Here is an 11,221-nt window from a genome sequence, read left to right as displayed (position 1 = left end):
ATGAGGGCCAAACGCCAAAACGGGTCGGAGCTATTGCTCCGACCCGTTTCTGCAGCACCATTGATACGGTCGCGACGGCGGGACCGAGGCGCTTAATTGCTACACGGCCGGGTTATGCGTTTCGGCCGTGCGCGGCGGTGTGGATGATCGTTCCGACGTGCTCGCCACGCAGCGCGGCGGTGAGCCGTCCCGGCACGAGCCCATTCACGACCTGTACCCGCTCGATGTGGCGCGCGGTTGCCATGACCTCGATGAGCGCCGTGTCGACCGGCAGCGTGCCCTTGAACTTTGCCAGGTCGGCGGCGCTGGTCTCGCGAAGCAACTTCGCCTTCTTTCCGTCGGAGCCGTTGGGGTCGACGTCATACACACCATCCACGTCCTCGACAATCGTGAGGCCGGCCGCTCCGAGCGCATCGGCGAGCAGAAACGCGCCGGTGTCAGCCCGGTGGGGCGGGATGCGAGAGCCCGTGAACTCGTGGTGATGATAGGGCGGAAAGCCACTTCCCACGACCGCGCGGGCCGCGGAGAGGTGAATCGCCAGCTGGCTGGCGATGGTCGGGTGCTCGATGTAGGAGACACCCTCCGGAGCGAGCAGCGACGCCAGCATGTGGCCGTTCTGGCCAGCCTCGCTCGCGGCGAGCGGGGCGAGCGACCCGACCGGCAGGCCGAGATCGAGGCCGACGCCATAGACGTGGCGGGCGCGGATGCCGGCGCCGGTCAGGATGAGCAGACGGTGCTCGGGCAGGAGCTTCCGGATCTCGTCCACGATCGGCAGAATAGCGTCCCGGCCGCGATCCATGATGGAGCGGCCGCCGATCTTCACCACTTGCAGCCAGGGCAGAAGGCGGATCGGCCGCTTGCCGGCGACGGGCGCGGTGAGTTGGGCGTCGAGCAGGGTCTGGCGTGCGAGCGGCGAGGCAACGTGCTTGATGGTGTCGGTTGTGTTGGCCATGACGGTGATCCTCTCAGCTCGCGGTAATGATGGTGCCGACGTGCTCTCCGGCGAGCGCACGCGTCAGATTGCCCGGGACGAGGCCATTCACGACCTGCACCTGGCGGACGTGGCGTGCCGACTCGAGCAGGTCGAGCATGGGGAATTCGAGGATCGAGTCATGCAGCCCCTTGGCCTTCATTTCGGCGACCGTGATCTTCGGGATCAGGGTGGCGCCCTTCGAGGTCTTCGGGTTCGCGGTGTAAAGACCGTCTTCGTCCTTCACGAAGATCATCGCCTTGCAACCGAACTGTTCGGCGATGAGGAAGCATCCGGCGTCGGTGCGGTAGGGAGGGATGACGCCCTCGGCGGCGGGACGCGTCCAGAGCCCGTAAGGCGGCATGCCGCTGAAGATGACACCGTTCACCTCGGCAAGGTAGAGCGGCACAGCCGAGAGCCCGGCGCCGTCGACCGCGGATATGCCGTGCTTCGCGAGCAGCTGCCCCAGCATCACGGCGTTCTGATCGGCAACCGAGGCTCCAAGCTGCGTGAGCACGCCCGCCGGCAGATTGAGCCCGGCTGCGATCGAGTACAGGTGTCTGGCTCGTGTGCCTGCGCCGGTTCCGATCAGCAGCTTGTGGTTCTTGCGGGCGGCGACGATCTCGTCCACCAGCGGGTAGACCGCCGCGCGGCCGCGATCGATGACGCTCTGTCCGCCGATCTTGAGAACCGTCGCATCAGGCAGGATTCGAAAGTCCGCCGAAGCCTCCGCCGCAGCCAGAAGCTGCGTGTCAGTCAGCGAACGCTGTGTGAGGAGCGCCTCGAGCTCCGCGGTCGTATTAGCCATGGGGCTTTCCTTTCGTCGTCAATTCGTTTTGTTCGTCTTGTTCGACAGTCCGTCAGCTCATCGACGCCACCATTCCATCTGTGGAATGGGCTTTGTTCAGCGGACAATAAGCCGACACATAACTCACCCAACGGCTCGCCCAGCGGGCTCCGTCCCTGCCGACAACATGTCGTGTCCCCAAATGCATGTCAACTCGACAAAAGGATAAACCCCTTTGTTTTCAAAGCGTTATGTATGATGGGGTGATAACGACACCGACGGAAAGTCCACTACGACGATCACGTCGGTCTATTCGAGCGAACCTGTCCGTCGTCAGGTACGGCGACGTGCTCATCCAACGGCTCGGGATGTTTCGTTCAGGCCGGAAATAAAGGCATGGATCGCCTTTTCGATCTCGTTGGAGACCTCGGCATTGTACGGTCCTTTGAGCTGCACGAGCTTGTAAAGGGGTCCTTTGCTGGCGGGCAATTGAAGAAACTCGCCCGACGCAAGCAAGAAGCCTGACTTGCTGATCTCGAAGGTCGCAACCCGCTGGCCGTCTTTACGCACCGAGAAAATTCGGCTGAATCCTCGTATGACATTTCCCGCGTAGCTCGCGACGCAATGATGCATGTCCACGCCCTCGGCATGAAGCGCTGCGCCGGTCTGGAGCGCGACCATTTCGTATCCTTCGATCGTCACGCTGCCCGGCAGGCCACCGTAATCGATCACATCGTCCCACCCCATCTTGTGGGTTAGAAAGTACGCCTTCTCGTTGCTGGCCCGCGCGAGTTCCTCATGCCATTCGAGCGCTGCTCGAAAAGCACGTTGATAGCTCCACCGCCGATTGAAACTTCTGATATGAAATGCCGCATAGTCTGCAATAGTGGATGCCTGATCCAGGGTGCCGTCGGCCGTGCTTCCCGTATGATTGCCCATTGCGCATACAGCCCAGTCAAGGAGGGCTTTGGCGCTCTGCTCACGGCGACACATTGCGTCGGACCATTCACCAAGCGCGCGTAACCAGTTGTGCTGCTTGCGGATCGAAGTCGGAATCGCCTGCGCCAACGGCGACGGCGGAACATCGCACAAATTCTGAATGACCTGATATTCGGCCGGACCGGCACGGAACGCTTGCCCTTTGAGCGCGCGTAACGGTCGGATAAGTCCATAGTACCTCAGGAGATCGCGCAATTTCGGGCGATCGCGGACTATTGCCTGCCAATCCCGCAGGACAAATTCTCGTTCGGTTGGCCGGAAGCATTCCATGCCCTGCGCCGCAGCGACGACAAGGACCGGAGCTTGCCTCAGATAGTCGATCGCGAAAGGTTCGACCACGACCATTGTCACGGCCGCGATAGCCAATGGCCTTACCGAGAACATGTCCTCGGCCTGACGCGCGCTGATTTGAACCCACGGTTCGTTTTGCAGGACGCCGTTCGCTGCGAGTTCAGGAGCCAACCATTGCAGCAGGCTTTTCTGTCCATCATCCTTCATGCGAGGACCCGATTATTGCAATGGGCGGTTTCGTGGCAAGGACCGTCTTGCTACCTCAAAGTACAGCCCGCCCACGCCGCATTGATTGCCGGCTTTAGCGCACAACGAATCTTGCCATCCAGCTTTCACCAAATAAGAATAGCATCGAAGCCTGAAGCCGTGGCTTGCTTTGATCTGTCGATACCATATCTCATAAAGAGTGCTCAGATTGGGAGCGAATTGTATGATCAAAAACATTATTTTTCATCTGGAACGTGACCCTTCTCGGGATATCGTTCGCGATTTCGCGGCTTCGATAGCCGGAACTTTCGCCGCGCATCTGACGGGAGTCATATTTAACTTTGCGACGAACATTCCCGCAGATGCTCTCGGCGACCTATTTACCGAGAGCGAAGCCGAGGCGCGCGGTGCAATTGACCGTTTTGATTTGGCCATGAAGCACCATGATCTTTCGGCTGAATCGCGGCTTGTCTTTGGAACGCAAAAGACGTTTTCGGAGATGGCGCGGTGTTTCGATCTAAGCATTATCATGCAATCTGACGATGATACTGGCGTCAATAACAGCATTCTCATCGAAGCGGCGCTGTTTGATTCTGGCCGACCGCTCATTATCGTTCCTCGTATTCAGCAAGCTGGGTTGAAGCTCGATCGGGTTGTATGCTGTTGGGATGGAAGCCGCACCGCAGCGCGTGCCATCAATGATGCGTTGCCGTTGTTGAAAAAAGCCAGCGCCGTCGAACTGTTTACTGTTGAAAATGAAAAGACTGAGCAGGCGATCGGCGGGACCGAGATCGCCCGGCATCTCGCACGACACGATATCAAGGTCGCGGTGAAAACAATGCGTGCTGCCGATACCGACGTCGCGAGTGCCATTCTGTCGCACGTGGCTGACGGTTCGACGAGCCTGCTTGTGATGGGCGGCTATGGGCATTCTCGCCTGCGTGAATTCGTGTTTGGTGGAGCAACGCGCGGAATGCTGTCGGCGATGACGGTTCCTGTTTTCATGTCGCACTGAAGCGGGATCAGATCTGAATAGACCGTAATGCCCGACTTTATGTCGGGCATCTGCGCTGAGACAGGTTCGCGTTCAGCCATGACGTGTTCGTCAGCGTACCGTCCCCTGGTCATCGAGGAGCGGACGCCGTGTCCAATCCAATCCGGCGTGACTCAAATTCCTTCCCGACCGGACAAGACGTATAGGCTGCGGGCGTGGTCATATGCGACGCCCGAACGGCTGAAGTTGCCATCAAGCGCGACCCGACTGCTCTCGAACAATTTCGAAGCCATCAGTTCTTTGGCGACCTCTCCCACGCGGTCTCCACCGAGTCGCTCATCTTGCATTTCAAAACGATACTAAAACTGCTGAATGAAGCCGATGATGATGGCCGGCTGTCGCTGTTACGGCGCTGTCCCAACACAGCTGAGTAATGAGACGAATTTGATAGAAATCAGCATGACCAGGATACGGATGCTGAGGTCGCTTACGGCCCGATGGTCACGATATCCTCGCTGATACCGCAAGACGTTGCGGCATTGAGCAGTTCATTGCGAGGTTCGGATTGTAATTAAAGCACTTATATTTTGTGAACGGAAAAGCAGAATGTGTGAACTATCAGTGACAGCGGTACGACGGGGTGATGAATTTCAAGCAGTCGTTACGTCAAGATACTTCCGTGGGATCTGCGCGGACGCCGTGGCGCATACGGTGAGGAATTGAGGACAAGGTCGCATGGTGAATATCCCGAATCCCCGGGTTGTCTTTGGTGATTTGCCTGACCGATGGAAGACCGACGCAGATGAGATTACGCTTCCTCGCAAGATACTGGCGGCGCTTCTCAACTTGTATATCTCCTTCTGGGATTTTGATGAAGATTGGTATCTCACAACTTATCCCGACATTGCTGCTGCCGTCAGCAGCGCTCGGTTTGCATCGGGTTGGGCGCACTTTAGGTCGGTGGGATACCTTGAGGGGCGTCTCGGCTCTCGACAAATCGTAGACAGCGAATGGTACCTTGAGACTTATCCCGACGTCGCACAGGCCATGCTCGAGGACAAAGTAGCGAGTGCGGCGGAGCACTTCGAGAACTTCGGATACGCTGAAGGCAGGTTGCCGTCCAAGCCTGGCGTCGACGCTAAGTGGTACGCGCGCCGCTATATGGGCGTTCATGAGCCATCCATCGATGAAAGACACGCGCAGGACGATTTCGTCAGGCGTGGATACCGCGGGTTGGCGCTCCCCGCTCCGCCCCGCTGAACCTTGATTGAGAGATGAACATGTTAGAAGCGCCGCTGCTTCCTGTCGCTATTCGCAACTTCGACGAGTCTCGTTATCTCGAATCCAATCCCCTCGCCCGCACTGCGTTGACATCGGGTGAAGCTGCTAGCGCGCTCGATCATTATCTGCGGTTGGGCATCGACGAGAACAAGCACTCTACCATTCGCCGCGAAACCGGGGCTGTGGCCTGCTCGGTCGAACGGTACTTGGTTTCGGAGTCCGGGTTCTGCCTGATCCTCGGCTGGCTCGCCGACGAAGGATGTGAAACTCCGCGAATGAAGCTTATCGGCGGTGAATTCACTATTGAGTTGCCGCAAACGGCTTGTTTCCGGCATGCCCGCAAGGACGTCGAACAACACGTGAGGGACGGCGCTTACGACTATGGGTTCGTTAGCTTTGGGCAGTCTCCTTCGAAGTCTCTATTGAAGCAATCACTGCTGTTTCAGGTCGCTTCGCTGGCCGGTAGCTTTCAGACGAAAATCACGCCTGAAATCGTGTCAGACAAGCGTCTTCTTAATACGCTGTTGCAAATCATTGCTACGTGTGAGTCGCATTCCGGCAAACAAGCGGATCTGAATAGTTTTCTCTGCGGAGTTTCAGGAAAAGCTCTCATCCAGCTATTTCGGTCGCACGTGGCATCCGCCATTTCTAGCCCTTACGTCGAGCGCTTCAGACCGCGTAAGGTGTCAAGCTCGTTCGTGACCGTGTTATTCGGCTCGACCGAACCAATCAAGCTTCAGCCAATGTTGTTTCGCGCCGCCGGGATAGATTTCGGCGAATGGATCTACGTCTGCAACTCGCCCGAGGACGCCGACGAGGTGTTGCGGTACGCGCGCCTTATGTCGGACCTGTATGACGTGATGATCACTGTCATTGTTTTGGGGGACAACGCAGGCTTTGGCGCGGCAAACAATGTCGCTATCGATCATGCGGCCAGCAACCGGATCTTCATCATCAATCCAGATGTATACGCCGTTTCAGCCTACGCTTCCCAGATGGCGCAAGTGCTGGCAGATGCCAAATTGGGAAAATCACTCTGGGGCGGATTGCTGTTCTATGATGACCACAATCTCATGCATTCGGGCATGTTCATCGACAAAGATGCGTTTGTGCGACGCAATTCTTTGAATCGAACCGACGACTCCCTGCTTGCACCATATGGTCGCTTATTGCGCGTCGAGCATTTTGACAAGGGCGTGCCTTTCGCTGAACGGGAGTGGCAGAAACCCAAGACCGTGCCGGCGATAACGGGTGCCGTAATGGCGTTTGAAAAGCCTATGTTTGAAAAGCTTGGTGGATTTTCGACACGCTACATCTACGGCCACTACGAAGACGCCGATCTATCGTTGCGCTGGAGCGCGTCGAACGGGCCAGTTTGCATACACCCGCAGATTCGACTTGTGCATCTGGAAGGGCAAGGTTCGCGTGCCCGAGGTGAAGAATATCGTGGAGCGTCCACGGCGAACCGGTATTTCTTCACGGCGGAACATGGCGACTACTTCGACAAGCATCTCGCCAAAACAAGCAGGCGGGTTCCATGAAAGTTGTCTATGTTAGCTACCTTCATCCTTCGATAGCACCGGGTGGCGCTCAACAGGTGGCATTTGAAATGTTTCAGGCCAGCCTGAAGCAGGGACACGACGCCTATTTTATCGCCGCGCTCGAGGCCAATCACGATCAGGTATACGGCAAACCCGGCGCGCCGATCGTCCCCGTGCAAGGAGAAGAGCGGCAGTATTTCTACTTTCCGCAGTACTATGACTTCCTGCATCTGTCAGTGGGAGATTGGCGCTCGATCCAGTTTTTTCGCGAACTGATAGAGCGCCTCAAGCCAGACGTCATTCACTTCCATCACTATCATCGCGTCGGCGTGGAATCGATTCGTGCGGCCAGGATCGGGGCGCCGGATGCGGTCATCTGCTTTACGTTCCATGAAATGATGGCCATATGCATGGCCGACGGCCAAATGGTGAAAAAGGGTTCGCGCGATCTCTGTCGGGCGGCTTCTCCTGTTTCGTGCAACAAGTGCTTCCCCGATCTTCGTCCAGAGTTTGTTACATTGCGGGCTGCGCGGCTGAAGGCCGCTCTTTCCGAGTGCGACGTTTTCGTCTTTCCATCTGAATTCATTGCCGAGCGATACGTGGAATGGGGGCTGCCTCAGGAGAAGTGCGTCGTCATCCCAAACGGTCAGGCGAACCTTGGTGCCGCATTCGACCGCAGTCAGCATTCGCGGCAAGTCAATCGCTTTGGCTTCTTCGGCCAATTCATCGACAACAAGGGCGTGGATGTGATTTTGGACGCCTTGCTGTTGCTCGCGAGAGAGCAACGGCTTCCCGCCGCGGGTATTGTGGTCGAAATAAACGGTGGCAATAAGCATTACGCGTCCGGTCCTTATCTGACCAAGATCAATCAACAGGTAGAAGAACTGCGCAAGTTTCAATCCGGCCGGATTACCGTGCGCGAGAATGGCGCTTATGCACGGGATCAGTTGGCCGAACGAATGGCCTCCGTTGACTGGGTGATCGTTCCGTCAACGTGGTGGGAAATTTTCGGTCTTGTCGTCTCTGAAGCCTGGATGTTCGGCAGGCCGGTTGTCGCTTCCGCAATTGCCGGCTTGGAGGAAAGAGTAATCCCGCAAAAGAACGGGTTCACCTTCTCACCTCGCGATAGCCATTCTCTGGCCGAGCTTATGCTGAAGCTGGTCGGGAACGAGCAGCAATGGATTTCGACAAACCGGTCCATTGAACAGCCGTGGACCGAAGACGAGATGCTGGATGCTCATCTGAGTCTTTGGAGAGAATTTTCAGCCAGCACCACCGGGCACGCCGTTTACGGCCACCGGCAGAGTCACGGTTAGGCAAAGGAGGCGTCGGATGATCATTTCTGATGGGCGGTTGGAGCAGATTGGGAAACATTGCTCGTGACTTTCGCCGCTCAGCAGGAAGGAACGCATATGCTTGGCGAGTACGAGGGAGCGAGTTCACACGTGAATCTAGCAACACCCTTATTCGACAGTTCGCTCCCGGCAATCCGCACTTCGATAGCGGGGATATCCAATGCAAAATACGAGCAGCTAACCGACGGCTCCAAAGAGATCTACAAACAAGTGCTGCGGGTCTTCGAACGCAACAAGCTCGAATATTTTTTATTCGCAGGCGCAATCGTCGGCTACGTCCGCAATGGTCGCATGCCCCCGTGGAATGATGATCTGGATGTGATCATTTTCGAAGATCAAATCAAACACTTCGAAACCGTGGTCCTGCCGTTATTGCGAGACTGCGGGTACGTTTGTTGGCCTGTGGCAGCGCCCTACACCGGCGGAGGATACCACATCCTGGGGCTACAGCAGGATACGAATACTCGGCGCGCCTCCATCGAGCTCGCAGACGGAATACGCGTCGTCGTGCCTTGGGCGCAGATAGACGTATTTTATACAAGTGTCGATAGTGCGGGCCTGATAAGAAACCTGTCGGGCTGGGGCATGTATCATACAAAGCAAATTCCGGAGACGTGGGTCAGACCCGGCACGTTCGTTCATCTGGATTCGCTTCGCGCACGCGCCTTCAGTAATTATGAAAAGGATATCTGGCACGAATACGGGAACGTTGCTGCCAATATTGTTGTTCATTCGCACGATAAAGTTGCGCTCAAGTTGATGGGGTCGGATTGGGAGAAATTCGAATTTGACTATGATGCTCTGCTGTCAACGATGGTGAGGGGCATGCCACCGAGTTTGTGCCGAGCGCAACTTGCCGGCTTCGTAGCAAATACGGACCGACGGCTCGACATGCCAGCTGACGCAAACTTCGATACCATTGCGAAGGTGATCTGCGAACGTGGATTGGGCCAAGTCAATCTGACCGGCGCTGATCAAAGCTTCTGGGTCTTGGATCTGAAACGCCTATTCCCAGGCGTGAAACTGGACGTTTTGCTCAGTACCGAGAAAGAAGCCAAACGAGCTGTCCATCTGCGACGCTTTATCGACGGCGTAAAATTTTCTGACCCGGCAGTTCGTAAGATTTACGAGGATTGCCTACTCGCCAGCGATGTCACTTTCAGCTCAGCGCGAGGCTGTTCAACATGACCAACGTTATCACCTACGGAACCTTTGATTTGTTTCACGTGGGCCACGTTCGCCTATTGCAGCGCTTGCGCAGCCTCGGAGACCGTTTGATCGTTGGATGCTCCACTGATGAATTCAACGAAATCAAGGGGAAGAAATCAGTAATCGGATACAACGAGAGAGCAGAAATCCTATTAAGCTGCAGATATGTCGATATGGTGATACCCGAGAAGACCTGGCAGCAAAAATCGAGTGATATACGAAAGCACGAGATCAGAATATTCGCCATGGGGGACGATTGGGTCGGAAAGTTCGATCACCTGTCTACTGAGACCGGCTGCATCGTTACATATGTGAGCCGGACGTCGGATATTTCCACTACCGACATCAAAGGCTATCTGCGAAAACTCGATAGTGATACGATCGTATCGATGAAGAATACGCTCGATCACCTGCGGGCGCAGATAGACAAGTACTAGGCTTTTCACCAAGGCGCGGTGTTAGAGCCGTTCCGATCGTCGGATACGGAAATGAGGAAGCAACACCTTTTCCTTCGATCAACAGTTTCAATCTTTTTGCTGCTGTTCTCGGCAGCCTTTGGCAGCTTATCGGCGACCGAAATCTGGATTGCGCCTCAAGCTTCCGTTCCACCTTCTCCCTTGAATCGCGCAGTTGATTTTCTTGACATGTTCGATTCTGGCGCTTCCTGGCGCAATGCGGCGCAGGTCATCGCCGTCTTCAAGCTGTACGGTTCATACCTCGAACATGCCCCTCAAGAACAAGTCAACAAGATCGTGCAAGATCTGAATAGACGTCATATCTCGATCGCTGTTGAGGCGGGAGTGATGAACAACCCGGAAGCGACCAAACCGGCGTGCGGAGGACATGGGGTAGAAGGTTACTCGACGACAGCCCGCGCGAAGTTGATTTCAAAAAAGATCAAGAATGCGGGGGGCTTGATCGCCTACGTGGCCATGGATGAGCCACTTTGGTTTGGACGATATTACAAAGGGCTTCCCGGCAAGCAACCGGGCTGCCGCCATTCGATTGAGCAGGTTCTAGATCTCGTGATGCCCGTGCTTCGTGTGTATCGTGAAGAATTCTCGACGGTGAAGATCGGAGATATCGAACCGAGCGGAGTCGGATATCAGCCGGAATGGAAAGATGACCTGGGGAAATGGCTCAGCGGGCTTCGTGATCGGCTAGGACGAAGCATCTCGTTCATGCAATTGGACGTGCCGTTTTCAGCTGGTTCGCAGCAGGTAACCGCTGCCCTGAGTTTCTATAATCAGCTCGAAGTCTTGCGCGCACAGAACTTGGTAGGAAATATTGGCATTATTTATAATGGCATGCCGAATGACCGTACCGACAAAGATTGGATCGATAGCGCGAAGAGTCATATCAGGTTATTCGAGCACGATTATAAGCTTCATCCACAACAGGCGGTCATTCAATCATGGGCGCCGCGCCCAACACATGCCTTGCCTGAAACGGCTCCCGAGAGCCTGACTGGTTTGGTTCTGTACTATGCCAGCCAGTCTCGCGTTGGCGCTAAATGAGCGCAAGAGGGTGGGGTGTCTTAAGGCATTACCAAGCGCGGGCGAATAACCACTCAACCCGTTGGCTGCA

Annotated in this window: 10 protein-coding genes; 7 read left to right on the top strand and 3 right to left on the bottom strand. The window is 55.9% G+C overall.

Annotated elements, in window-relative coordinates:
* Positions 1 to 112: 112 nt before the first annotated feature.
* The 3 genes from ACSZOQ_RS03430 to ACSZOQ_RS03420 form a co-directional block, all read right to left on the bottom strand.
* Positions 113 to 952, bottom strand: a complete 840-nt coding sequence (locus tag ACSZOQ_RS03430) for an amino acid kinase family protein (RefSeq protein ID WP_439924628.1) — start codon at positions 950 to 952, stop codon at positions 113 to 115.
* A 13-nt stretch (positions 953 to 965) separates the two neighbouring features.
* Positions 966 to 1,778 (bottom strand): amino acid kinase family protein, encoded by an 813-nt coding sequence (locus ACSZOQ_RS03425; protein ID WP_439924627.1) that lies wholly within the window; start codon positions 1,776 to 1,778, stop codon positions 966 to 968.
* Between the two features lie 330 nt (positions 1,779 to 2,108).
* Positions 2,109 to 2,825, bottom strand: coding sequence for a PcfJ domain-containing protein (locus ACSZOQ_RS03420; RefSeq protein ID WP_439924626.1), 717 nt, complete (start codon positions 2,823 to 2,825; stop codon positions 2,109 to 2,111).
* Between the two features lie 652 nt (positions 2,826 to 3,477).
* On the opposite strand from ACSZOQ_RS03420, the gene ACSZOQ_RS03415 reads away from it, so the two are divergent.
* From ACSZOQ_RS03415 to ACSZOQ_RS03385, 7 genes are all read left to right on the top strand, one after another.
* The gene (locus tag ACSZOQ_RS03415; protein ID WP_439924625.1) at positions 3,478 to 4,269 is read left to right on the top strand and encodes a universal stress protein; all 792 of its coding nucleotides are present in this window, start codon (positions 3,478 to 3,480) and stop codon (positions 4,267 to 4,269) included.
* Positions 4,270 to 4,983: 714 nt separating this feature from the next.
* A complete protein-coding gene (locus ACSZOQ_RS03410; protein ID WP_439924624.1) occupies positions 4,984 to 5,508 on the top strand; it encodes a hypothetical protein in 525 nt (174 codons plus the stop codon).
* A gap of 20 nt (positions 5,509 to 5,528) precedes the next feature.
* Positions 5,529 to 7,070 carry a galactosyltransferase-related protein gene (locus ACSZOQ_RS03405; RefSeq protein ID WP_439924623.1) on the top strand — a complete coding sequence of 514 codons (1,542 nt, stop codon included), beginning with the start codon at positions 5,529 to 5,531 and terminating at the stop codon, positions 7,068 to 7,070.
* On the top strand, positions 7,067 to 8,386 hold the full coding sequence (locus tag ACSZOQ_RS03400; RefSeq protein ID WP_439924622.1) for a glycosyltransferase: 1,320 nt from the start codon (positions 7,067 to 7,069) through the stop codon (positions 8,384 to 8,386). Before ACSZOQ_RS03405 ends, ACSZOQ_RS03400 begins: the two co-directional genes overlap by 4 nt.
* Positions 8,387 to 8,449: 63 nt before the next feature.
* Positions 8,450 to 9,613, top strand: coding sequence for a LicD family protein (locus ACSZOQ_RS03395; RefSeq protein WP_439924621.1), 1,164 nt, complete (start codon positions 8,450 to 8,452; stop codon positions 9,611 to 9,613).
* The gene (locus ACSZOQ_RS03390; RefSeq protein ID WP_439924620.1) at positions 9,610 to 10,071 is read left to right on the top strand and encodes an adenylyltransferase/cytidyltransferase family protein; all 462 of its coding nucleotides are present in this window, start codon (positions 9,610 to 9,612) and stop codon (positions 10,069 to 10,071) included. Before ACSZOQ_RS03395 ends, ACSZOQ_RS03390 begins: the two co-directional genes overlap by 4 nt.
* Positions 10,072 to 10,122: 51 nt before the next feature.
* Positions 10,123 to 11,151, top strand: a complete 1,029-nt coding sequence (locus tag ACSZOQ_RS03385) for a hypothetical protein (protein ID WP_439924619.1) — start codon at positions 10,123 to 10,125, stop codon at positions 11,149 to 11,151.
* Positions 11,152 to 11,221: the final 70 nt, after the last annotated feature.

Origin of the sequence: Nitrobacter sp. JJSN, from assembly GCF_051912485.1 — a bacterium.
Lineage (GTDB): Bacteria > Pseudomonadota > Alphaproteobacteria > Rhizobiales > Xanthobacteraceae > Nitrobacter.
This window is presented reverse-complemented; position numbering and strand designations above follow the sequence as displayed.